Genomic DNA, 23,601 nt, shown 5'->3' on the forward strand with positions numbered 1-23,601 from the left:
TCGAACCAGTCGTTGGTCGAGGTGCAGCACGTGGTGAAGACCATCGAGGTCGAGCTGGCGTCGTTCGTCCCGGACGACGTAACGATCCGGGTCGAGGAGAAGGCAGGCGGCTCCATCTCGGACTGTGCTCCGGGAGGTGTGAGCTGGGGGAGCTCGACGATCGTCCGCGTCGTGGAGCAACCCGACTTTGGGACCGTGGTGGATGCCCTCATGGACGGATGGTCGCGGGCCGATGAGTTCGAGATCGACCTGACCGAGACGCGGGAAAGGGAGCAGCGTCTCGTCTTGCGGAGCGCAGAACTCGGCAGCTACCACTTCCGACGATTCGACGACGCCGTGCAGGTGCTCTCGTTCTCGACGTGCTTCGCCTACGACGAGGAGCGCGACGGCTACGCCTGGGAGATCTTCGCAGAGTGACGGGCCGGCCCGCCGGATGCGGCACGATGGGGTGGTGCGGACGGTGCGAGGCGGGGTGGTCGGGCCCCGGGACGGTGTGGACGCGACCAGCGCCCTCAGCGACTCCGCCGACCGGCTCTGGAGGCGCCTCCGGCTGGACAGGATCGCCGGAGGGCGTCAGGCCGAACACGTCATCCACGAGGACATGCGGGAGCACCCGCGGACCGTCCGGGCGTTCGTGGGCATCCGGTGGCTGCTGCTCGGCGAGACCGTCGTCGGGCTCACCGCGATCTTCATCGCCGCCGTGCTGTGGAGCCGGGGCGAGCACGTGCCGTGGGCCGTGTGGTTCCGCTCGACGGTGGTCCTCTTCATCACGGCGTCGCTCTACGTCTTCGCCTGGCGGGCCCAGCTCGGCTACTGGTGGGCGTACTCGCGGCTCAGGCTGTTCAGTCGGATCTTCCCGATCGTGACGCTGATCGTCGCGACGATCCCCGGGCTCTACCCCGGCTGGATGGTCGTCGAGCAGATCGTGTTCTCGCTGCTGATGATCGGCATCGGCGACTTGCTGACGACGGACCACATGCGGGCGGCGTTCCCGCGACCGGCGAAGGCGGCGGGCACCGAAGCGGTCGTGACGAGTCATCGACACGTTGACAGTTAGATAGCTAACAGTTAGAGTCCTGAGCATGGATGAACCCGAGGGCATGCGCACCACCCCGCTCGGACTCGTGCGCTGGATCGCCTGGGCCCAGCGCAAGGGCGGGGAGGACTGGGTGCGCAGTCGCGACCTCACTCCCGAGCAGGCGTTCGTGCTCGGGTACCTCGTGCAGACCCCCGGGGTCATCCAGCGCGACATCGCCGAGATGACGCGGACGAGCCCGGCGAGCGTGTCGAGCCTCGTCCAGGGACTGGAGCGCCGCCTCCTCGTCGAGAGACGCAGCGAAGACGGCGACGAACGCCGCAAGCGCGTCTACGCCACCGCCGCGGGGGCCGAGCTCGTCTCGGGCTTCACCGAGGCGATGGCCGAGGTCGACGACGCCATCCTCGCGCCGCTCACCGACGACGAGCAGGCCCAGCTGCTCGCCCTGCTCACCACGATCACCGCGCAGCTGGCTCCGCCGCGCCGGTGACCGGCGGCGGGGCGTCCTGAGCGACGCCGCGCCTCCTCCCGTCCGTTCCACCCCCTCGCCGTGCCGGCGTCCGTCGGCGCGCGCTCCAGCCTGCCCCGGAGAGGAGCAGCCATCGACTCCGTCGAGCCCTCGTCCACCACCACCGCTACAGCCGGCACTGCCGTCACCAACGCCGTCACCAACGCCGTCGGCACCGCCGACAGCACCCGCGTCTCCGGCGCCGCCGTGAGCGATCCGCCCTCCGCGCCGGAGCCCGGCACCGACCGCTGGTACCTCTCGGCCGCGCCGATCGTCCGGGCCCTCGTGCACCTCTGCGTGCCGATGGCCGCCGCGCTCATCGTCGGCGCGCTCTACAACGTCGTCAACGCCGGGTTCATCGGCTCGCAGCGCGACACCGCGATGCTCGCCGCCGTCACGTTCGGCACCCCGCTGCTCGGCCTCGTCATGGCCGTCGGCGGAGTCTTCGGCGTCGGCGGCGGAGCGCTGATCTCGCGGCTGCTCGGAGCCTCCGAGACGGACCCGTCGAAGGCGGGCGAGATCAAGCACGTCTCGGCGTTCTCGCTCTGGGGCGCGGTCGGGACGGGGGCGGTGCTGGGAGCCGTGGGGCTCCTCCTGCTGCCCCAGCTCGTCGCCGTGCTCGGCGCCGACGAAGCCGCCCGAGCCGAGACGACGAGCTACGTCGCCGTGATGCTCGCCTTCGTGCCGGTGCTCGCGGCCGCGTTCTGCCTCGAGCAGATCGTCCGGGCCGGGGGAGCGGCCCGCCAGACGATGATCGGCCTGATCATCTCGACGGTGGCCAACGTGCTGCTGGACGTCGTGTTCATCCTGGTGCTGCACTGGGGCGTGGCCGGCGCCGCGCTCGGGACGGGGCTCGCGAACACCGTCGCCGTCGCGTGGTTCGCGGTGTGGCTGAGTCGTCACGGCGAGCACGTCAGCCTGGCTCCGCACTGGGTCACGCTGGCGCGCCGCGTCACCGGGCCGGTGTTCTCGGTGGGGGCGAGCGAGCTGCTGCAGGCGTCGTTCCTGATCGTGACGTCGCTGGTGCTCAACCGCCTGGCCGCCGCCTACGGGGACGGGGCGCTCGCCGCGATGGGCGTCGCGGTGCGCATCGCCCAGGTGCCGGAGTTCCTCGTGATGGGGATCACCCTCGGCGTGCTCCCGCTGCTCGCGTACTCGTTCGGCAAGGGCGACGGGGCTCGTCTGCGGGCCGCTCTCCGCACCTCCATCCTGGCGGTCGCGCTGGTGATCGGAGTCTTCGCCGGTGTCGTGTTCGTGTTCCGCGAGGCCGTGTTCGGCGCGTTCTCGGCCGATCCGTCGGTGCTGGCGATCGGCGTGACGATCCTCACGGCGCAGCTCGTCGCCGCGGTCGCGAACGGGTTGACCGGGCTGCTGACGTCGCTGTTCCAGGCGACCGGTCGGGCCGTGCCCGCGATCGTGCTGTCGATGGGGCAGGGGGTGCTGTTCATCCCGATCGTGCTCGTCGGGAACGCGGTGTTCGGGCTGGCGGGGATCGTCTGGTCGCTCACGGTGAGCGAGGTGCTCGTGCTCGTCGCCGGGGGCGTGATGTGGCTCGCGGTGCGCGGGTCGATCGCGCGCGGGGTGGCGGCGAACCCGCCCGTGATGGCCCAGAGGGGCGCGGGCCAGGCGGCCCAGGAGGCGCGGGCCGGGGAGCGCAGGAGGCGCGGGTCAGCTGCCGACGCGCGGCAGCATCTCGACGGCGGCCGGGTCGACGACGTGCCCGGCGGCGGTGACGAACGCGACGCGCACGGGCTCGCCGGAGTCGGCGGCGGTGAACTCGCGGGCGGCTCCGTCGGGGTGGGGGTCGTGCTCGTCGCCCCAGGCGGCCAGCGCGGCGAGCACGGGTGCGAGGTCGCGGCCGGCGTCGGTGAGGAGGTACTCGACGCGTTCGCGGGCTCCGTCCTCGCGGTAGGTCGAGGGCTGTAGCACCCCGGCGGCGACGAGCGACTCGAGCCGAGCCGTCAGCACGTCGGGTGACAGGCCGAGCCGGGCGCGGAACTGCGAGAACCGCGTGTGGCCGAGCAGCGCCTCCCGGACGACGAGCAGCGCCCAGCGCTCGCCGAGCACGTCGAGGCTGCGGGCGATGCCGCAGCGCGGGTCGAGGGGAGTGCGAGCTGCCATGCGGTCACCCTACCTCGATAGGCTTTTCGTATCCAGGGTGCTAGCGTCGCGCTCATGCCCCACGCTCAGCGCCTCGCGTTCTGGACCTGCGCCTCCGTCCTCGCCCTCGCCCTGTGGACGAGCGGCGCCGCGACGCCGGTCTACCCGCTCTACGCGACCGACTGGCAGCTCACGCCGTTCGTGACGACCGCGATCTTCGCCGTCTACCCGCTCGTGCTCGTCGTCGTGCTGCTCGTCTTCGGCAGCCTGAGCGACACCATCGGACGCCGGGCGAGCATCCTGCTCGGAGTCACCGCCTCCATCGTGGGCGTGCTGCTCTTCGCCCTGGCGCCGAACGTCGGCTGGGTGCTCGTCGGGCGGGCTTTCATGGGCCTCGGCGTCGGACTCTCGCTGAGCCCGGCCACCGCCGCCATGATCGACATCGCCGGGCCCGTGAACTCGGCCCGCACGGGAGCGATCAGCACCGCCTCCACCGCCGTGGGCCTCGTCTTCGCGACCCTGCTCGGCGGTGCGCTCGTCCAGTACGCGCCGGAGCCGCTGCACCTCACCTACTGGGTGCTGCTCGTCGTCGAGCTCGGAGTGCTCGCGCTCGTGTGGCGCCTGCCCCGCGACCGGGACGCGACGGCCGGGCGCTGGCGGCCACGGGGGCTGAGCGTCCCGCGGGGGCTCCTCGGGGCGGTGGGCGCCGCGGCCGTCTGCGTCAGCGCCTCCTACGCCCTCGGTGCGGTGGTGCTGTCGCTCGGTGCGGAGATCGGGACGACGCTGATCGGCAGCTCGAACGCCTTCGTGACCGGGGCGATCATCGCGTTGTCGATGGTCGTCATCGCAGTCGTGGCGCTCGCGTCGCGGCGGGTGCCCGTCGTGATCGCGGTCGTCGTGGCGGCGATCGCGACGGCGGCGAGCTTCACCGCGCTGGTGCTGGCGGCGGCGCAGCAGTCGCTCGCGTTGTTCCTGGTGTTCTGCGTCCTGTCGGGGGTGGGCTACAGCTTGTTCTTCGCGTCGGGGCTGGGGATCGTGTCGCGGTTCGCTCCCGAGCACCACCGTGCCGGGACGCTGTCGGCCGTGTACCTCGTCGCGTACCTGGTGCAGGGGGCGACGGCGCTGTGGCTGGGCGCGCAGGCCACCCGCGGAGGGCTCGAGAGCGCGGTCGACGTCGGGGCTCCGGCGATCGTGGGGCTGGCGCTCGCCGCGATGGTGGCCGTGGTGGCCGTGGTGGTCGTGATGGGCGGGCGGCGCCGGCGCGAGCGCGGGCGCGTCGCCGCGTAGGCGCGCGCGCGTTCGCGACGTCTCACACCCCGTAGTGGACGATGCACCCCGTCGTGTCGAGGTGCATCGTCCACTACGGGGTGCGAAGACGAGGAGGCGCGGGCCGGGCAGACGAGGAGGCGCGGGCCGGGCAGACGAGGAGGCGGTGGCGGCGGCGCATTCGCCAGCGGGCGGGATCGGGACTACCGTGGCTGCGTCACACCTCGGCGACGGCTGTCGCTGAGCGTGACGAGACCAGCCCTGCCCCGACCAGCCCGGAGGACCCGACATGGCACCGTGTGCGCCCCGCGCCGCAGCTGCCTCCGTCGACCGCACCTCCGCCTCCGGCGTCCGCACCCTCGGCTCTGTCGTCCGCCGCGCCGGCGTCGTCTGGTCGCGTCGCACCGTGCACTTCGGCGCGGTCTCGCCACGCTCCTGAGCCGCCCGGGCACCCGACCGCCGCGCTGACGCGCGCTCGCAGGTCGGTGCCGTGCGGCTCGTCTCGGCGGCCGCGACCGACGCGGCCGTCTGCGGTCCGTGACGTCGTCGTGTCGCGCGCACCGCACCTCCTCGTCTCGGTGCCGGCGTGTGCCGAGCAGACGAAAGGTCCACCATGAAGAAGACCACCCGCACGAAGAAGAACGCCCGACTCGCCACGGCCCTGAGCGGCGCCGCCGTCGTCCTCACGCTCGGACTGACGGCCTGCACACCCGGAGGGCCTCCCGCCGCCGCCCTCGACAACGGCGACCAGGGTGAGATCACCATCGCCGTGTTCGCCGGCTGGCCGGAGGGCATCGCCGCGTCCGAGCTGTGGAGCGCCGTGCTCGAGGACGAGGGCTACGACGTGACGCTGACCGACATCGACGTGGCTCCCGGGTACTCCGGTGTCGCGTCGGGCGACTACGACCTCGTGCTCGACTCGTGGCTGCCCGACACGCACGCCGCCTACCTCGACGAGTTCGGGGACGACCTCACCGACCTCGGCCCCTGGTACACCGATGCCCGCAACACGATCGTCGTCAACGACGACGCGCCGATCACCTCCCTCAACGAGCTCGCCGCGAACGCCGACCTGTTCGGCAACCGGATCGTCGGCCTCGAGCCCGGCGCCGGCCTGACGAAGATCACCGAGGAGCAGGCGATCCCGACCTACGGCCTCGAGGACATGGAGTTCCTGACGTCGTCCACCGCCGCCCTGCTCACCGAGCTGCAGGCCGCCGACGCCGCGGGCGAGAACATCGTCGCGACCCTCGCCCGCCCGCACTGGGCCTACGAGGCCTACGGGCTGCGCGACCTGGAGGACCCGGAAGGCGCCATGGGTGCGGCCGAGGAGATCCACGCGCTCGGCAGCCCCACCTTCGACGACGACTTCGCGACGGCCGGCGGCTGGCTGCGCGACTTCGCGATGAGCGACGACGAGCTGCTCTCGCTCTGCAACCTGCTGTTCAACGAGAACAGCGGCAGCGACTACGAGCCGCTGGTGCGCGAGTGGATGGTCGAGCACGGCGACTACGTCGACGAGCTCACCGCATAGGAGGCGCGGGTCGGGCCGCGATTCGCGGTCGCGCGCTCTGATGCCCCGTTCCGGACAAGATGCCGCGCTGTGCGGTGACGTTTTGTCCGGAACGGGGCATTGCAGTGCAGGAGGCGCGGGGACAGCAGTGCGAGGAGGTGCGGGCCGGCAGCGCGGGAGGCGCGGGCAGGGGACCGGTGGGGGCGGGCTAGCGCCAGCGGCGGAGGAGCACGCGCTGGGCGGCGTTGAGGACGAAGTCGGTCAGCGTCCCGAGCAGCGCGAGCAGGATGATCGCGAGGAACATGCGGTCGACGCGTCCGTTGTACTGCGAGTCGGTGAGCAGGAAGCCGAGTCCCATCGACGACGCGATCAGCTCGGCCGCGACCAGGAACAGCCACGCCTGGGCGAGTGCGAGGCGCAGGCCCGAGACGAGCGAGGGGATCACCGCCGGCAGCTGCACCGTCGTGAAGAGCGAGACGGGGCCGAGTCCGTACGCGCGGCCCGCCTCGACGAGCTGGGGGTCGACGTGGCGGAGGCTGCCCGCCACGGTCGTGAAGACGGGGAACGCGGCGCCGATCGCGATGAGGGTGATCTTCGAGTCCTCGCCGATGCCGAGGTAGAGGATCAGCAGCGGCACCCACGCCAGCGACGGCACGGCCCGCACCGCGGCGATCGACGGGGCGAGCAGGGCCTCGCCGACCCGTGAGAGGCCGACGACGGCTCCGAGCACGATGCCGATGCCGGCCCCGATCGCGAAGCCGATCAGCACGCGCTGCACGGAGATCGCGACGTACTGGCCGAGCAGCCCGGCCTGTGCCAGCTGCACGCCGGCCAGCCAGACGTCCGACGGCGAGGGGAGGTTGTAGCTCGGCACGTCGACGACCTCGGTCGCGAGCACCCACGCGAGCAGGACGGCCGCGGGCAGGATCGCCCCGAGCAGTGCCAGGCCGCGACGCGGACCGCGGGAGGTGGGGGTCGAGCCGGCCCGCGCCTCCTGCGATCCGCTGCTCGCGCTGGCACCGCTGCCGCTGCGACCACCGCGCTCGGCCGCCTCGCGGCTGCGCTCGACGACCTGGCGGGCGTCCGCCTCCTTCTCGTTGCCGCTCAGCGGGTACGCGTCGGTCACGAGGCGTCGGCGTCCTTGGCGAAGGTGTCGTCGAAGAGGGTGTCGAGGGCGTCGTCGACGGCGTCCTGCGAGGCGACGTCGCCGGACTCGACGAGGATCGGCCCGACGGTCTCGAGCACGTCGGCCTGCGCGGCCCCGGGGACGGGGTCGACGTCGAAGTGGGTGCGGTCGAGCACGGTGCTGGCGACGGCCGGGTCGATGCCCGCGACTCCGGAGAGGATCGTCGCGGTCTCGTCGGGGTTCTCCTCGGCCCAGGCGCGGGCCTTCTCGTACGAGTCGACGACGACCTGGGCGACGTCGGGCGACTCGGTCAGGAACGACTCCGTCGCGTTGAGGAACCCGTAGGTGTTGAAGTCGACGTTGCGGTACAGCAGCTTCGTGCCCGACTCGGCCTCGCTGGCGGCCATGATCGGGTCGAGCCCGGACCAGGCGTCGACGCTGCCGTTCTCGAGGGCGGCGCGGCCGTCGGCGTGCTGCAGGTTCTCGATGGTGACGTCGCTCGCGCTGAGGCCGGCCTCGTCGAGCGCCTGCAGCAGGAAGAAGTAGGGGTCGGTGCCCTTGGTCGCCGCGATCGTCTTGCCCTTGAGGTCCTCGACGTCGGCGATGTCGCTGTCGCCGGGGACGACGAGCGCCGACCACTCGGGCTGCGAGTAGATGTCGATCGTGTGGATGGGGGAGCCGTTCGAGCGGGCGAGCAGCGCGGCCGAGCCGGCGGTGGAACCGACGTCGACGGCTCCGGCACGCAGCAGCTCGTTGGCCTTGTTGGAGCCAGCGGACTGGGTCCAGGTGACGGCGACGTCGTCGCCGAGGGCGTCCTCGATGAAGCCCTGGTCCTTGACGATCAGGCTGAGCGGGTTGTAGGTCGCGAAGTCGATGTTGAGGGTGTCGGTGCTCCACTCGCCGCTGGACGCGCTCGCGTCGCCGCCCGCGGCCTCGGCGGGCTCGCCCTGGGCGTCCTCGCCGGCGACGCAGCCGGTGAGCGCGAGGGCTGCGGCCGCGCCCAGCGCGAGGGCGGCGAAGGAGGCGCGGCTGCGGCGGGCGGGGGAGGTGCGGGTCGTGGTGGTGGTGGTGGTGGTGGTGCTGCTGCTGCTGCTGCGGCCGGTCGTCGTGCCGGTGGTGCCGGTCGTGTCGGTGTCGTGCGTCATGGTGTCGTCTCCGGTGCTGTGTCGGGGATGGCGTGGTGCTCGAGGTGTGCGGTGCGGGGGAGGTGCGTCTGCTGTGGCTGTTCCGTCACGAGACGGATCAGGGGTGGATCCCGTGATCTAGGGGCGCGTGGCGGTGAGGGTCGAGGTGACCGTGTTCCCGGCGGGGACGCGGTGGACGCCGAGGCCCTCGAGCAGCTCCTGGCGGAGGACGGCGAGCTCGGGGGCGTCGCGGTCTCGACGGCGGGCTCCGGGGACCGTGACGATGCGCTGGATGCTGGTGGCGCCTCCTGCGGTGTCGGCTTGCGTCGAGTCGGCGCTCGCCGAGTCGGGCTCGACGGCACGCTGCTGGCTGAGGTCGGCGAGCAGCACGATGCGGTCGGCGAGGTAGAGGGCCTCGTCGACGTCGTGGGTGACGAGGACGACCGTGGTGGGGAGGGCGTCGTGGACGTCGAGGAGCAGGTCTTGCATGCGGAGGCGGGTGAGGGCGTCGAGGGCGCCGAACGGCTCGTCGAGGAGGAGGACCGCGGGCTGGCGGGCGAGGGCCCGGGCGAGGCTGGCGCGCTGGGTCATGCCGCCGCTGACCTCGCGGGGGCGGCGGGCTCCGGCTGGCGTGAGGTGGACGAGGTCGAGCAGCTCGGTGAGGCGGGCGTCGCGCTCGGGCTTCGTGAGCTTGGGGGAGGAGGTGCTGGTGCTCTTGCTCGGCTTCGGGAGGCCGAGGGCGACGTTGTCGCGGAGGGTGCGCCAGGGGAGGAGGCGCGGCTCCTGGAACGCGACGGCGCAGCGCTGGTCGGCGTGACGGGCGGGTTCGTCGCCGATCTGGACGGTGCCGGTGTCGGGCTGGTCGAGTCCGCCGAGCTGGCGGAGCAGCGTCGACTTGCCGCACCCGCTCGGCCCGAGCACGGCGACGATCTCGCCGGCGGCCACGTCGAGGTCCACCCCGTGCAGCACCGGCCGGTCGAACCGCCGGCCCACACCGCGCAGGGTCAACGGCAGAGCGCGGGAGGCGGTCGTCGAGGAGGCGGGCATGTCCCGACGGTATGGCGGGGTGGCAGGTGCTGTCGCGTGAGCTGTAACCCGGCGCAACAGTGGTGGGCTGACCGTGTTCGCCGCTCGGGCTCGCCCGTCGGGCTCGGCCGGCCAGCGTGGTTCGTCCCGGACCTCCAGATCCGCTATGCTGTTCGAGTTGCCTCGGTCGGGGCAACACCAAGAAGTCGGTTGCTCAGCAACGGATTTCTCGGGCTGTGGCGCAGCTTGGTAGCGCACTTGACTGGGGGTCAAGGGGTCGCAGGTTCAAATCCTGTCAGCCCGACCAAAACGCGAGGGTAGTTTCCGGCCTGGAGCAAGAGCAGAACTGTCCTCAGGACTGCTGGCGAAGACTACGGACCACGTGGGTTGCCAATCCAAGACCGTTGACAACGTGCGGGTTCTTCCTGCCGGCTTCCTTGCATACGATCTACGCAGGGTAGTGCGTTCGCCTCACCGGGCCTCTCGCTTAGCCGTGGCGGCTGGGGAGGTTTGGACCGGGGCGCGCAAGCAGCAGCGGGTACTCGCTGTAAAAGCATGTTCGTAACCTAAATTGTTAGCCTCAGTGGGTGGTCGACCCCGGCGTGCCACCCAACAAGCCGGATTACAACTTCAAAGATGTGGTCTAGCTGCGGCACAATCAGCAGTTGATGCTCGATGAGCACATCGCGAAAGGTCCTAAATTTGGTTTACGGCGTAAAGCTTGCGCGTTCGAAGCGACTCACTCTCCCTAGGCATCCAAAGGGAGCGCCATTGGACGATTTTGTCGCGTGGTCTCGGGCGGAGTCTGCTACACGACCCCTAGCCGTCGATCTGTTCTCCGGTGCCGGAGGTCTTGGACTCGGCGTGGAAGCTGCCGGGTGGACGGTCGTAGCCGCCGTGGACCACGATGAACGTGCCATCAAGACACATGAAGCAAATTTTCGTGGTCGTTCTGAAACGATGGATCTTGCTGACCCGAACTCCCTCGACAAGCTACGCGCGATGTTAGAAGATGTTCCGGTAGATATTGTCGTCGGAGGTCCTCCCTGCCAGCCGTTTAGTCGGGCAGGCAAGGCCAAGATTCGCAGCCTTGTAGCAGATGGGATCCGCGATGCCGTGGACACTCGAAGGGAGCTTTGGCGAACCTTCGTAGATGCAGTTGTCATGCTAAGACCAAGAGCTGTTCTTCTGGAGAATGTTCCAGACATGGCGCTGGGAGATGACCTGTCTGTTGTTCGCGTCTTGGCCGACATGCTGGAGGAGGCGGGTTATGACGTCGACTACAGATTGCTCGATGCGTGGAGGTACGGAGTGCCGCAGCATCGCAAGCGATTCATTCTGCAGGGACGAAGTGACGGCCACCCCATCTCGTGGCCACATGACGCCGGGTCAAGGACAACTGTGAGAGATGCGATCGCAGACTTACCAGACCTGGGAGACTCGTCCGGCCAGCCGTCGATGAAGTATTTACCCAGACCTGTTAATGAATTTGTCTCTGCTCTTCGAGAGCTGGCGGACCCGGATGTGGTTCACGACCACGTAACCCGCCCCGTTCGGGAGGACGATCGGGAAGCCTTTTCTTTGATGACCTCTAAAACCCTGTACTCGGAATTGCCAGCGCGACTTAGAAGGTACAGGTCTGACACGTTCGACGATAAGTACAAGCGTCTTGGGTGGGATGAACTAAGCAGAACCATAACCGCCCACATAGCAAAAGACGGCTATTGGTATATCCACCCTGAAGAGCCTCGGTCGCTCTCAGTGCGCGAGGCGGCTCGACTCCAAACCTTCCCAGACACTTTCCGTTTTGCCGGGACCCGCAGTGACGCATTTAGGCAGATAGGGAACGCCGTCCCGCCCATGCTGGGACGTGCTGTGGCGCAGCAGCTTGTCCACGACGCGGAGGCCGACGCGGGTGGTTTAAAGATCCGACAGATACGTGCAGCGCTAGACACCTGGGCTGCGGCGGATAAAATTCAAAGATGGTGGCTCTATCCAGTGCGAGATGGGCCACCTTCCTTGTCGCCTTTGCTCGCGCTTCTCCGACTCCATACGGTTCCAGAGTCACGGGCGCAGGGCGCTGCCATGGTAAGTCGGGAATGGGCTGCTGCTTCGAACGTAGAGCTGACAGATGGGACTGCAAACATATTCTCCCCAGCCCAGATCCGAAGGCTGCATCCACTCATGAACCTTCACGCTTCGTCTGACCTTGCAGCTGTCGTTCAGGGGCTCCTAACGCCGTTAGAACGACGCGCCGCACAGCTGCTCGCAGGAATTCCAGAACTTCTCCAAAGCGCGCGGGTCGGTGCAGTTGTAGCCGAAATTCTGAGCTTGCCCCCCGAGCAGCATGGGCTTCATAGTGGGCTAAAGGTAGGGTTAGCTCAGCTGGTCGGCATCGGTGATGGGGGCGCCGAACGAATGTGCGCACTTCGAGTTATGACATTACAAGACGCAAATGACGTGCGGAGGATGACATGATGACCACGAATGCGGGTACTGATGGCTCCTCGAAACTACATCCCTCACAACGGCGAGGGGAAGAGAAGGGGCTTGGCCACTTTGACCAACGACAGCGTTGATTCGTTCTTTCGACCGCGTGCGCGACTTCTCCAATTGCTTGGGGATCAACTTATTGGCAGCCCTCGACTAGCTATTTTCGAACTTGTCAAGAACGCCTATGATGCGGATGCCGAGTATGCGACCGTCCTAATGTCCAACCTCGAGACCGCAGATGCAACCATCACCGTAACGGACAACGGTATTGGAATGAATATAGCCACCTTGCGGGACATATGGCTTGTGCCCGGGCACGACCACAAAGCGAAGGACAAGCTACGCGATATCAGGAGCCCTAAGGGGCGGTTGCCACTTGGTGAAAAGGGAGTGGGCCGTTTCGCCGTCCACAAACTAGGTACCAAGGTCGAGGTCGTTACGAAGCGACGCGGCGAGCAGGAATGTGTTATGGCTATCGATTGGGACAAAATTGCGGAGTCTGAGTTTCTGGACGAAGCAATGGTCCGCATTGAAGAGCGCGAACCGCAGGTATTTACCGGCTTGGACTCAAGTGGAACCGTTGTTCGCGTCACTGGCCTTAAGGGTGAGCAATGGACTCGGGGCGAGGTACGTCGTCTGTACCGTCAGATAACGTCCATCTCGTCCCCATTCACGGAACGCAAAGACGAGTTTGTTGCGGCGCTGGTTCTGAGAACCGAAGCGGCATGGTTGGAAGACATGCCCAACGCGCAGACTCTACTAGATAGCGCGCCTTGGGTCTTCACGTTCACCTTGGATGGGAACAAGTTCGACTGGACATTCAAGTTTCTCGGTTTCAGTGGTCTGGCTTTAGAGCCACGGTCAGTAACAGACTCCGAATACGGGGTCCTGTTGGATCCAAAGGATCTACCGGAGCGGGACAAAAAAATTGTTGGCGCCGGCCATGAGAAATTGCCGAAGGCCATCCGTAGTAGCGTTATTAATCAAACTGGTATCGGACCAATTCGTGGATCGTTTTACGTGTTTGATCGAGACAAGGATGTCTTGGCAAAGATTGGTCATAGCGCGTCCGTGCAGGAATTCTTGAACGAGAGCGGTGGGGTTCGGGTCTACCGAGATGGCATTCGTGTATACAACTACGGAGAGCCGGGGGATGACTGGCTAGGCCTAGACATTCGTCGAGTCAATGCTCCTTCCAAACGGATAAGCAACAACATCATTGTCGCCGCTATAGATTTGTCTCTAGCGCACAGTAATCGGCTGGCGGAGAAAACCAACCGAGAGGGGTTCGTCGAGGGGCCTACCCTCGATCGATTGCGAGCCTTCGTTCGTGGAGCCATCACCGTTTTGGAGGCCGAGCGAAACAAGGACAAGGCAAACATAAGGAAACTGATGGGGAAGCAGCGATCTGGCCTCAAAGGGGGTATCGAGCAGCCTTTGCGACAAATCAGGACTCTCGTTCGTACGCAGGGCATGTCGGATCAGGTGGATCCGCTCATAGACAAGGCCCAGAAGGCATACGATGACATGCGCGAAATTATGCTGAGGTCAGGCATATCAGGCATGTCTCTTGTCATAGTATATCACGAGATTGACCATGGAGTCAGGCTGCTTCATCAATCATTGAAAAATGGGGCAGACGTCGGCCGGACTGTTGATCAGGCTAGAGATCTCGTTGCCGTCCTTGATAGCTTTGGCGATTTATTGCGCCGAGGCGATTCAAAAGTTCATGACCTACGTGCTCTCGCCGAACGCTCGATTGAACTTAACAGCGTGCGCTTTTCCCAACACGATGTCCAGATTGAGGTGGATGTCGATAGGGGTATCGGTTCGTCAACAGTCCCGATCGATATCCCCTTCGGACTTGTACTTGGTGCGATAACCAATATATTTGACAACAGTCTTTACTGGCTGGGGGCGAGATGGCCAGATGGGGCTCCGGCGGGAGCGCGGCGCTTGCTCATTCGCGTTGATGAAGTTTCCTATGATGGACCAGCGCTGGTAATTGCCGATAGCGGTCCTGGGTTCAGCGACGGTCTTGAGGACGCAACAGAGCCGTTCTTCACGCGGAGACCGGATGGAATAGGCGTTGGTTTGTATTATGTAAGTTTGATCATGAGGACCGTTGGGGGAGAATTGCGACTTGCGGACTCACTTTCAAGTGAGGAAAAAACCAATTACGACGGCGCCGCTTTGGCTCTTGTCTTTCCCGGAGGGAGGTGATGTTTACCCCGCCCCGGTTCGTGGTTCTCGACGATAACGAAAAGCATCTTCACGCCCTGGCTGACGCAATCCAAACTTTGGGCTCGGCGTGCGCAAGGGTGCTGTATCGCATCGAAGAGGACGCAGACCCGAAACTGTTTGCGTCGGTCCGGGGGCTCTTCATGGATCTACAGCTTCAGGACCGTGCATTCACTAGTGATTATAAGAAGCACTATGCCGAGATTGCCCGCATTCTCCGTGCCATGATCAGTGAAAATGGAGGCCCTTATGTTCTTATCATTTGGACCGACAACGCTCAACATGTCGATGATTTAGGGACTTATCTGGAGACCCTATTCATTGAGCTCCCTTACACACGTCCTGTCGCAATTCTTCCGCTCTCGAAGACGGACTATATTGACGTTTCGAGCGGCTTGCCAACGGGGCGCAACATTGGAATCGAGGTCGCGGCGCTCTTAGCCAAGGACCCTGGCGTGAACGCGCTCGTCCAGTGGGAGACCGACGTGCTTGAAGCGTCTTCCCGCGTTACGGCTGACTTGTCTCGTCTGGCCAGATTCTTCGCCGACCCGAAGGAATCGCGTGTTGCCGTTCTTCTGCGCAGGCTGGCTACCGAGGCCGTGGGCACGAAGAACATCAGGTCTGACTACCGGGCCGCCGTTCACACTGCCCTAGTCCCTCTGCTCCAGGATCATCTACAGGCGCCGTTGCCCGGTGTTGATCCATCGGCGGCCTGGGATACGGCCCTGGAGCAGACGCCCGATTTGCTACCCAAGCTAAACAGCAAACAAGTATCCGAACTTAATGCAAGTCTGCATTGGATACGCCCAACAAAAGATTATGAGGTCCTACCTGACGCTTGGGGTTCGGTCTCCAAGCTTGACTCATCGTTAAATTGGGCGGATTTTGGTTTGGTCGATCAGGACGATTATATCGCCAACGTCCTTTGCAAGAACATTAAGGGTACCTCCCAGTCGACGAAAGTCGAGGTAGTACAAATACGAGTGGGAGCCGCATGTGACTACGCACAGAAAGCGACAGGTCCCGTTCCTCTTGCCGTCGCCGTTCTTGTGGACGCCAGAACAGACAACAAGGTGCACGAGCTCTTTCCGAACTCGACTGCGTGGGTATCACCCATGATGTCTATCGCGAAGGAGAGGGATGTCCAGATCTTTGTCGATCCTCGTTTCGTGCGTGTTCGTGGCCATGCTCAACTTCGAGAGCTCAATGTCTTAGGCCGTGTACGCGAACAGCTGCTTATGGAGCTTGTAGCATCAATTGCTCAGCATGGTGCACGACCAGGCATCGTGCGCTTTACGCAGAAGTAGTTGTTCAGGGCGGTTGGATCTTGTAAATGGATGAACTCGAAACATTTTACATTCTCAATGGCCTATGGAGAGGTGCGCCGTAAGTCAGGTCCCTGAAACGGGCCGGGTGGCAAGTTATGTTTTCTGTATAAACAGTATTTATGATTGGCTCCAACGTGGTTGTTGAGTTGAGTGCAGGGCCACGACTGCTAGGTTCATGCCTATGAGTATGAGCTCGGTGACCAACAGCATCAAGGCCGCGACTGCTGAGCGCGCATGGGAACAATTCCACTCCGAAGAAAACTTGGCTAAAGGCGTCTCTATAGAGGCTGGTGAGTTGCTGCAATGCTTCCAGTGGGGGCCTGACTTTGACGCTATCCGTGTGCAAGACGAGTTGGCCGACGTTCTGACCTACTGTTTGCTTTTGGCCGATAAGCTCGGCGTGGACCCTGAGCGAGTTGTCTTGCAGAAGCTTGCCACCACGCGGGAGAAATACCCCGTCGACAAAGCTCGGGGCCGGAGCACGAAATACGATGCCCTCTGACATTGTCCGGGTACCCTTTGACCGAGAGGCGCTCGACCTCTGGGCGCTGACTGATGCGCGGAACAGCGACTGGCCTGTCGTCTACGTCCTAGACCAGGCTAGGCCCCGGCGGACCGGCCGGTATCCTCAAGAACCACTCCGCGACATTTATGTAGGCGAGACTCGAAACGCCGCCGGGCGCATGCGTCAGCATCTCGTCAACCCCGACAAGAGTCAGCTCGACACCGTCCGCGTCGTTGTCGACGAGACTTTTAACAAGTCGGCGTGCCTGGACCTCGAGTCGAGGCTGATCCAGTTGCTCTCCGCGGATGGCGCTTACAGCGTCCTGAATCGCAACGATGGCATCACCTCGGCCAACTACTACGACCGTGAGCGGTATCGGGGCGTCTTCGCTGACGTCGTGCAGCAGCTCCGCGCCGAGGGCGTCTTCACTCGGCCCATCCCCGAGATCGAGAACAGCGATCTCTTCAAGCTCTCGCCGTTCAAGGCGCTGACGCAAGATCAAGCCGCGGCTCTCGAGGACATCTTGGAGGGGTTGTTCGCCGACCTCCGCCATGAGCGCGGCGACACGATCGTCATCCAGGGACACCCGGGCACCGGCAAGACTGTCGTTGCCATCTACTTGCTCAAGCTGCTGGTCGATATCGGCTCCGCGCCTCCTGCCGACGATTTCGACGGGGACTCGCTCTTCGCCGACTTCTTCCTAGGCGAATACCCGGCTCTGCTGGCGGGCTTGCGTGTCGGACTTGTTGTGCCGCAGCAGTCGCTGCGCGAGTCGATCAAGCGCGTGTTCCGCAAGACACCTGGTCTTGACCCGGCCATGGTGCTCACGCCGTTCGAGGTCGGGCAGGCGGATGGCGAGTGGGACCTGCTTCTCGTCGATGAGGCACATCGGCTGAATCAACGGGCTAACCAGTCGACGGGTGTGCTCAACGCGAAGTTCCCGGTCATCAACAAGCGCCTCTTCGGGGCCGACGACCTCGCGAAGACGCAACTCGACTGGATCCGAGCCAAGAGCCGCCACCAGATCCTGCTGGTCGACGAGGCTCAGAGTGTGCGACCGGCAGACCTGTCCAAGGAATCCGTCGTCGCGCTCCTCGAGGACGCTCGTGCCCGGCGCCGGCACTACAGGCTGTCGACGCAGATGCGGGTCAAGGCTGGTGCCGACTATGTCGGTTACGTGCGTGACGTCCTTCGCGTGCCTCGCTCGGGTCACGTCGCGGGCAGCGTGTTGCCGAGGTCCTTCGAGGGCTACGACCTGCGGGTCTTCGACGATCTAGGCAAGATGCACGCGGAGATCCGTGCGCGGGATGCCGAGCACGGCCTCGCTCGACTCGTTGCGGGCTACGCCTGGAAGTGGGGCTCGAGAAAAGACCCCGAAGCGGCCGACATCGAAGTCGATGGTGTTGCTCTGCAGTGGAATCGCACGTCCAAGGACTGGATCGCGTCCAAGGGTGCGTTGGAGGAGGTCGGCTCGATCCACACCGTGCAGGGCTACGACCTGAACTATGCCGGAGTAATCATCGGTGGCGACCTCCGATACAACGTCGACCTAAACGAGCTCTCCGTTGATCGAGCCTCTTACTTCGACACGAAGGGGGCGGAGAACAACAAGCGGCTCGGTCGCTCGTACACGGATGCCGAGCTACGCGAGTTCATCAGCAACATCTACGGGGTGCTACTGACCCGGGGGATCAGGGGCACTTACGTGTACGCCGTCGACCCTGGGATGAGGGTCTTCATCGAGAGGTACTTCTCGGCATGACCGCCAGAATGGTGACGCCGCAGGAGCTCTCCCGGGAACTCGCCGTCCCGGGCCAGGCCATCCGCATGTATCTGCGGACTCATCACGCCGACGGGCATTTCGACTATGAGAGATGGCAGCTCGATGACGTTCAAGCCGATGCCGTCCGCGCGTACTTCTCGTCCGGCCCAGACCCGCATCCGACGGACTCGCTCGCCGACTGGTCGTCGTGGGTTCCTTTCTTTGATGCCGCCAAGCTGGCTCCGACGGCGACTGGCGTCTACATGTTCCCAGCGCGGACGACGTCCGAGGTCGTCTACGTCGGCTTGGCCGGCGAGCGCAGCGGCAAGGGACTGCGGGGAAGACTCGACATCTACTGCCGCGGGCGCGGCGCTGTATCGGGTTTCGGAGAGGCTGCGCTGGACAGGGCCCTGTCGCATGTTGCGTGGGTGACACGTCGCCTTGAGCTGCTCAGTAAGTCGGAAGGTGCCAGGACCAAAGAATGGGCCAAGGCTGCCATCGAACGCGCAGACGTCGAGGTTCGGTGGTCGATCACTGGCGATGCGGCTTTAGCCCGGTCCCTCGAGTCACGTGTGCTGAGGTCGCTCGATACCAAGCCTCTGTGGAACCGGCAACGTCCCAAGAACACGGACTTCGAAGAACTATGAGTCAGCCGTCACACCGTCTGGTGGGCGGAACATCGTGATCCCACGTCGGATGAAGGACCCCGAGTATCGCCGGAGCCAACTCGGATCCGTCCACGAAAAGCACATAGCCCCGGTCACGGACTTCATCAGCCGTCTCATCGCCGAACGGCCGGAGCTCGCAGGAGTGCCGTTCGTCGCGCCTCACTATCGCCCCGAGACTGCTCGAATCCTGTCGCTATCGTCGAACCCTGGACCTCGCGCTGGCGGGGAAAAGGGATCGGGGTTGCTGTCTGTCCAGAACGACGACGCGTCTGCCGAACGGATGCTCAAGGTCTACACAGCCGCCGGCATTGGGGACGAAGACGTAGTCCCGTGGAATGCCTTTCCGTGGTTCGTCCACGGAGAGCTCCCTAACGGCCTGACGTCTGAGTACATCGAGCAAGGCGTCCACGTCCTCAGCCGGCTTCTCGATCTGTGCCCGAACGTCGTCTCCATCGTCGCCCACGGGGGTGATGCTCATCGGTGCGCTCAACTGCTTCGGTCGTCGCGCATCGTGGGCCCGTTGGTTCGTCGGCGGGGCATCCACACCTGGGATGCGCGTCACACCAGCAACCGGGCTTTCATCCTCTCGCCGCAGCAGCGTCGAGACGCAGAAGAAGACATGGTCGAGACCTACCGGCAGGCTATGGCGCATGCGGGGCTCGTGCCGCGAGAGCCGTAAACTGCCCGACGCTTTCCGGCTACTCCTGCTCCAGGTGACCTCCGGGTTGCAGGCGGTTCCGTGTCAAATACTGCAGGGCTAGCTCGACGGTGCTGACCTTGCGTTTCAGGATTTTGATGCCGGGAGCTGTGTCGTCACTGAATTCGTCCATTCGCTCGAGTTGGCGTCGAACTTCACGTTCAATCTCGGTGAGGACGCTCCAGACCGCAGGGTCCTGGTCGAGCCTCTGGCTCTGTCGCAGGATCGTGGCGGCGAGTCGCCGCTCCACCACTGCTTCGAAGGTCTCAGCACTCGTACCCTGACCGGCCAGCCCGTAGGCGATGCCCCCTCCACCCGCTGAGACCAGGGTGCCAGCGGTCAGCAGGCCACCGATCATGCCTCCCGGCCCGAACGTCGCCAGCGCGCTTGTAATCGCCGCGGCGCCGGCGAGGCCGGGGGCCGCCGCTAGTGCGAGTCCGCCTGTCGCGACGACAAGTGCCGCAGCGCCGACGCCGAGGGCGCCCCACTTGATCCAGTTGACGCCTCGGCCGGGGGTCAACTCGCTTCGGGCGCGTTTCGCGGCTTCGAACACGTCCGACCCGTACTTGGTCCCGAGTCCCATCTCCGCGCAGAGTTCCTTCATGGCCTCCTGCCACTTGTCTCGCGGCAGATCTATCTCGAACGGTCGGATGACGTTCTCGGCGGCCAAGACGGTCAAGAGAGTGACGGCCTCGTCCTTGTTGAGGTAACGACTCGGATGCGGCTCCACCAGTGGTTCTGCGGGATCTGCGAGGTCGACAGCGAGGCGCATCACGTCGTTGGGCACCTGCCTCCCGAGGCTCTCGTTCCTAGCAACGATGTCGCGCACGGCAGCAGCTTGGACCTGGCGCAAGGCCCCGCTGAACCGATCCAGGTCGTCGCCCTTGAGCTGTCTTCTCATGAGATGCGCGTATCGCAAGGCCATCAGAGCAAGGGATTCGGCTTCGTCTAGGACGATGTCCACTCCGACCTCACGTCTTGCGACCTCTTTCGATGTCGAACCGAAGAGGGCAAAGCCGATGGCGGCAGCGACGGTCTCAGAGCTGAGGTACTCCTCGGCGAAGTGACCCCGGACTACATCCCACGTCGTCTCGATCCGGAAATCGACCATCCAAGGAAACGCTGAGGAGAGTCCGCGACGAGCAGCCACCGGATCTGATGCGTTCCAGAAATTGACCCACCAGGACAAGTTCGTGGGGGGCTCGCGAAGCGTGTCCCTGAGCTTGTCGATGTCGAAGGCCCCGTTCGACAGAGGGCTTCCGATGGTCACCATTCCTGCGATCTCGATCCCGACAGGCAAGCGTCGAAGCAGGTCTGCAGCGATCACCGAACCCAGGCTGTGGCCGACGATCACGAGCTGGCCGGATGTCGGCAGGCTGGCCAGGATCCGGTTCAGGACCTGAGCTCGGATCTGGGGATTCGAGAGGTAGTTGCGAGCTTGTTTAAAGAAAGGAAGTGCGGTGGCTGCGCCGACGGCCGTGTCGAGACCGGGGATGCCTTCCCCGCGCACGTGATGGCCGAGTCGAGATTCAATGGCACCCATCCGAGCCTCGAAAGCTCGTCGGTTCTGTTTGGCAGCATCGCGGGTCGCCGCCTTCACCGTGACGTCGGGTAGGTCCTCCTTCTCGTCCCAACCGACCAGCGCATGGCTGTACTTGGGGGCGATCACCTGCTCATCTCTCAAGGCTGGGTACCCCAGCTTCTTGAGGGTGCTGGACAAGAATCCCCGCCAGGTGTCCTCTCTGTCGCTCGGACCCACACCATGGAGGAACAGCAGGATCGGTTCGGTGGGCACAGTCGATTCCGTTCGTGTCAAGCAGCCGCGAGGTCAGGTGAAAGTGCGCGGAGTGATCAGGCGTAGGACTTGATGACGCTACGGATCGCGTCCGCGTGCTCGTAGATGCCGTCGAGGGACTCGATGGCGTGTCGGGTCTCGACCTTGTCGGCATCGAAGATGCCGAGGTACTTCTGCTTCTTGCCGTTGAAGTGGAGGCGCGCGATCGGCTTGCGGTTGTTGTCGTCGAGCAGGACCGCGAAGTAGGACTTCGCGTCAAGGTGAGCGACCCGCTGGGGCTTGACCTCGCTGCACGCGATGGCCTTGACGATCTGGTAGCCCTCGAGCTCCTCCAGGGTCGTCTCCGTCTCTGTGTCCCGATCGAGGTCCGCCTCGACGGCCGGCTCGCTGGTGACAGCACCTGCAGGCGCATCGACAGGGATCGAGGGGAAGCTCGACGAGCCGAGCGCCGTCTTGAGACGGTCGTTGACCTGGTCGTTCAGGAACTGCTTCGACGCCTTGGTGACGAGAGGCGTGAACTGGTCGCGCACCTTCTGCGTGAACGAGCCCTCGTAGACACGGGTCGTGACGAACTTGACCCAGTCGTCGGACGGGTCACGGAACTGAGCCGCGATGGCACGCTTGAGCTGGCCCACGTACTTCAGCTCTTCGGCGGCGCTGATGACCGAGTCGAGGTCGAAGACGTCCTTCGTCAGCTTGCTGAGCTCGGGGAGGAGGGTCTCGTCGATGTCCGAAAGGTCGAGCACCAGGAAGGGCTTCTCGTCCATGCGGTTCGGCTTGTCGAGGTCCGTGTAGAAGTGGTAGCTCTCGCCGTTGGTAAGGACGGCGATCCGCGCATTGGTCACGGCGAAGTAGCGGAAGAGCTGCGACGCGTGCTCTATCTTGAGCGGCTCAGTCGACTTCTTGCACTCGATGAGGATCTGGACTTCGCCATCTCGCATGATGGCGTAGTCGATCTTCTCGCCCTTCTTCACGCCTACATCGGCCGTGAACTCGGGTACCACCTCGAGAGGGTTGAACACGTCGTAGCCGAGGATCGTCGAGATGAACGGCATGATGAACGCGTTCTTCGTCGCTTCCTCGGTCTGGATGGCCTCGCGCTGGTTCTTGACCTTCAGTGCAAGTGCGGCGAGCCGCTCGGCAAACTCCATCGTTCTCCCCTTTGTGACGTTGTCTCATGACCTTATTTCATGCTTGAGGCAGCGTGGTGCTTGTCCCGGCCATGAATCGCACCCCGTTCGGGTGGCGTCCTCACTAGCTGGAGCCTTGTTGGACGGACCGCGGGGAGAGGTGAGTGGGTTGATGACGATGCGCGTGAACCGCGGTCGCCGGTGCGACGGCGTGCACCGCCCTACGCGACGACGGTCGCTCCCTTGGTCCGATTGCAGCGCCAGCACAGTGTCTGCAGGTTGTCGGGCGTGCTGAGGCCGCCTCGCGACACGGGCATGATGTGGTCGACCTCGAGGAGAAGGTGGGGTTCAGCCGCGACCGAGATCCCGCAGTAGCGGCAGGTGAAGTTGTCGCGGGTCTTGATGAACGACCGGAGGCTTCTCGTCATGAGGGCTCGCTGGCCCGCCGCCGACTTGGCCCATCGGATCTTCTCCACGAGTACCGCGGAGAGAGCTTCGAGGGTCGCTGAGTCGAGCTGGATGCGGGTGGTCTGAGCGCTGTTGCCGCCGGCTGACGTGTACTGGAACTTGTACTGCGCGTAGGGCATGGCTATTGCCGACAAATGTGCCCCGATCTGGTCCCAGAACTCCTTTCGGTAGTGTTTCTGGATGAAGCTGGGCGGCGCGATCCGTTCCATGAGGTCCTTTTCGCGTCCCCGGACATTGGCAGCAGCCTCCTCCAGCCGGGAGATGTCGCTCGCCACTCGCTGTACGTCCGCGAGAGTGTCCTGCTGCGCTTGCACGTGGAAGTACTTCATCAGGTACTTGATGGGCTCGGCACTCGCGTTCCGGACGACCTGCAGTGAGGCGTTGTGAACGTGCGGGGCGTACTCGGCCACATTGCGGTCACGTCGGTTGTTCCATGACGAGTCGTTTACGAAGGTGGCGAGGTGAGCATGCTGTCCTGTCGAGGACGCACCGAGCTCGAATGAGCCCTGGGTCCTGATCTCGGCCACGTAGTTCACGACAGCGTTGTGCTCGGCGACCAATGACGCCACAGCTTCGCGCAGACCCTTGAAGTGATCCGAGCCGAAGTACCGCGCCGCGCGTATCGCGCGCACGATCGGATTCGCGATCAGGACGAGGAAGAACGTGAGGACGCCGAGCCAAAAGCTTCCCGAGACCGATATCACAAGGATCGGGCTCGCGATGAGCAGGATGATGAAAAGTGCTTTCGGCACGGCGAGATCCCCCAGAATTCGGCAGCTGTCGCATGACCAGGCGTCAAGTGACAGAACTTCGAC

General features: G+C 64.7%; 20 protein-coding genes, 1 tRNA gene and 1 pseudogene. 15 read left to right on the plus strand and 7 right to left on the minus strand.

Annotated elements, in window-relative coordinates; all coding sequences use genetic code 11:
* Window positions 1-30: 30 nt before the first annotated feature.
* The 4 genes from IFT77_RS00095 (at window position 31) to IFT77_RS00110 (ending at window position 3,470) form a co-directional block, all read left to right on the plus strand.
* Window positions 31-417, plus strand: a complete 387-nt coding sequence (locus IFT77_RS00095) for a hypothetical protein (protein ID WP_192168935.1) — start codon at window positions 31-33, stop codon at window positions 415-417.
* 34 nt (window positions 418-451) lie between these two features.
* On the plus strand, window positions 452-1,057 hold the full coding sequence (locus IFT77_RS00100; protein ID WP_371740837.1) for a hypothetical protein: 606 nt from the start codon (window positions 452-454) through the stop codon (window positions 1,055-1,057).
* A 25-nt stretch (window positions 1,058-1,082) separates the two neighbouring features.
* Window positions 1,083-1,526, plus strand: coding sequence for a MarR family winged helix-turn-helix transcriptional regulator (locus IFT77_RS00105; protein WP_192168936.1), 444 nt, complete (start codon window positions 1,083-1,085; stop codon window positions 1,524-1,526).
* Between the two features lie 321 nt (window positions 1,527-1,847).
* On the plus strand, window positions 1,848-3,470 hold the full coding sequence (locus tag IFT77_RS00110; protein ID WP_244638399.1) for an MATE family efflux transporter: 1,623 nt from the start codon (window positions 1,848-1,850) through the stop codon (window positions 3,468-3,470).
* Here the strand turns inward: IFT77_RS00110 and IFT77_RS16620 are convergent.
* Window positions 3,408-3,665, minus strand: a pseudogene (locus IFT77_RS16620) (winged helix-turn-helix transcriptional regulator); the annotation flags it as partial. The gene IFT77_RS00110 and the pseudogene IFT77_RS16620 sit on opposite strands and share 63 nt — an antisense overlap.
* A 54-nt stretch (window positions 3,666-3,719) precedes the next feature.
* Here IFT77_RS16620 and IFT77_RS00120 point away from each other — a divergent pair.
* The 3 genes from IFT77_RS00120 to IFT77_RS00130 all read left to right on the plus strand — a co-directional run bounded on the left by IFT77_RS00120 (window position 3,720) and on the right by IFT77_RS00130 (window position 6,444).
* Window positions 3,720-4,931 (plus strand): MFS transporter, encoded by a 1,212-nt coding sequence (locus IFT77_RS00120; protein ID WP_192168938.1) that lies wholly within the window; start codon window positions 3,720-3,722, stop codon window positions 4,929-4,931.
* Between the two features lie 268 nt (window positions 4,932-5,199).
* Window positions 5,200-5,349, plus strand: coding sequence for a hypothetical protein (locus tag IFT77_RS00125; protein ID WP_192168939.1), 150 nt, complete (start codon window positions 5,200-5,202; stop codon window positions 5,347-5,349).
* A gap of 174 nt (window positions 5,350-5,523) precedes the next feature.
* Complete coding sequence (locus IFT77_RS00130; RefSeq protein ID WP_192168940.1) at window positions 5,524-6,444, plus strand: glycine betaine ABC transporter substrate-binding protein; 921 nt, start codon at window positions 5,524-5,526, stop codon at window positions 6,442-6,444.
* Between the two features lie 187 nt (window positions 6,445-6,631).
* Here the strand turns inward: IFT77_RS00130 and IFT77_RS00135 are convergent, their stop codons facing one another.
* The 3 genes from IFT77_RS00135 to IFT77_RS00145 form a co-directional block, all read right to left on the minus strand.
* Window positions 6,632-7,549: an ABC transporter permease gene (locus IFT77_RS00135; protein ID WP_371740838.1), complete on the minus strand. Its 918-nt coding sequence runs from the start codon at window positions 7,547-7,549 to the stop codon at window positions 6,632-6,634.
* The gene (locus IFT77_RS00140) at window positions 7,546-8,694 is read right to left on the minus strand and encodes an aliphatic sulfonate ABC transporter substrate-binding protein (protein ID WP_192168941.1); all 1,149 of its coding nucleotides are present in this window, start codon (window positions 8,692-8,694) and stop codon (window positions 7,546-7,548) included. Before IFT77_RS00140 ends, IFT77_RS00135 begins: the two co-directional genes overlap by 4 nt.
* 117 nt (window positions 8,695-8,811) lie before the next feature.
* Window positions 8,812-9,720 carry an ABC transporter ATP-binding protein gene (locus IFT77_RS00145; RefSeq protein WP_192168942.1) on the minus strand — a complete coding sequence of 303 codons (909 nt, stop codon included), beginning with the start codon at window positions 9,718-9,720 and terminating at the stop codon, window positions 8,812-8,814.
* Between the two features lie 209 nt (window positions 9,721-9,929).
* Here IFT77_RS00145 and IFT77_RS00150 point away from each other — a divergent pair.
* The 8 genes from IFT77_RS00150 (at window position 9,930) to IFT77_RS00185 (ending at window position 19,375) form a co-directional block, all read left to right on the plus strand.
* Window positions 9,930-10,006: transfer RNA gene (locus tag IFT77_RS00150), tRNA-Pro, on the plus strand.
* A gap of 368 nt (window positions 10,007-10,374) precedes the next feature.
* Window positions 10,375-12,177, plus strand: coding sequence for a DNA cytosine methyltransferase (locus tag IFT77_RS00155; RefSeq protein WP_244638368.1), 1,803 nt, complete (start codon window positions 10,375-10,377; stop codon window positions 12,175-12,177).
* A 72-nt stretch (window positions 12,178-12,249) separates the two neighbouring features.
* Window positions 12,250-14,415 (plus strand): ATP-binding protein, encoded by a 2,166-nt coding sequence (locus tag IFT77_RS00160; protein ID WP_197980365.1) that lies wholly within the window; start codon window positions 12,250-12,252, stop codon window positions 14,413-14,415.
* 20 nt (window positions 14,416-14,435) lie between these two features.
* On the plus strand, window positions 14,436-15,740 hold the full coding sequence (locus tag IFT77_RS00165) for a hypothetical protein (RefSeq protein WP_192168945.1): 1,305 nt from the start codon (window positions 14,436-14,438) through the stop codon (window positions 15,738-15,740).
* A 208-nt stretch (window positions 15,741-15,948) separates the two neighbouring features.
* Complete coding sequence (locus IFT77_RS00170; RefSeq protein ID WP_244638400.1) at window positions 15,949-16,263, plus strand: nucleotide pyrophosphohydrolase; 315 nt, start codon at window positions 15,949-15,951, stop codon at window positions 16,261-16,263.
* On the plus strand, window positions 16,253-18,028 hold the full coding sequence (locus IFT77_RS00175) for a DUF2075 domain-containing protein (protein WP_192168947.1): 1,776 nt from the start codon (window positions 16,253-16,255) through the stop codon (window positions 18,026-18,028). Before IFT77_RS00170 ends, IFT77_RS00175 begins: the two co-directional genes overlap by 11 nt.
* Window positions 18,025-18,675, plus strand: coding sequence for a hypothetical protein (locus tag IFT77_RS00180; RefSeq protein WP_192168948.1), 651 nt, complete (start codon window positions 18,025-18,027; stop codon window positions 18,673-18,675). Before IFT77_RS00175 ends, IFT77_RS00180 begins: the two co-directional genes overlap by 4 nt.
* Window positions 18,676-18,724: 49 nt before the next feature.
* Window positions 18,725-19,375, plus strand: coding sequence for a hypothetical protein (locus IFT77_RS00185; RefSeq protein WP_192168949.1), 651 nt, complete (start codon window positions 18,725-18,727; stop codon window positions 19,373-19,375).
* Between the two features lie 19 nt (window positions 19,376-19,394).
* Here IFT77_RS00185 and IFT77_RS00190 read toward each other — a convergent pair whose 3' ends face one another.
* From IFT77_RS00190 to IFT77_RS00200, 3 genes are all read right to left on the minus strand, one after another.
* Complete coding sequence (locus IFT77_RS00190; RefSeq protein ID WP_192168950.1) at window positions 19,395-21,188, minus strand: alpha/beta hydrolase; 1,794 nt, start codon at window positions 21,186-21,188, stop codon at window positions 19,395-19,397.
* A gap of 56 nt (window positions 21,189-21,244) precedes the next feature.
* Window positions 21,245-22,339: a type I restriction endonuclease gene (locus IFT77_RS00195; RefSeq protein ID WP_192168951.1), complete on the minus strand. Its 1,095-nt coding sequence runs from the start codon at window positions 22,337-22,339 to the stop codon at window positions 21,245-21,247.
* Window positions 22,340-22,539: 200 nt separating this feature from the next.
* Window positions 22,540-23,538, minus strand: coding sequence for an HNH endonuclease (locus tag IFT77_RS00200; protein WP_371740839.1), 999 nt, complete (start codon window positions 23,536-23,538; stop codon window positions 22,540-22,542).
* Window positions 23,539-23,601 lie beyond the last annotated feature (63 nt).

This window comes from Frigoribacterium sp. CFBP 13729 (assembly GCF_014841875.1).
In the GTDB taxonomy this organism is placed as follows: Bacteria; Actinomycetota; Actinomycetes; order Actinomycetales; family Microbacteriaceae; genus Frigoribacterium.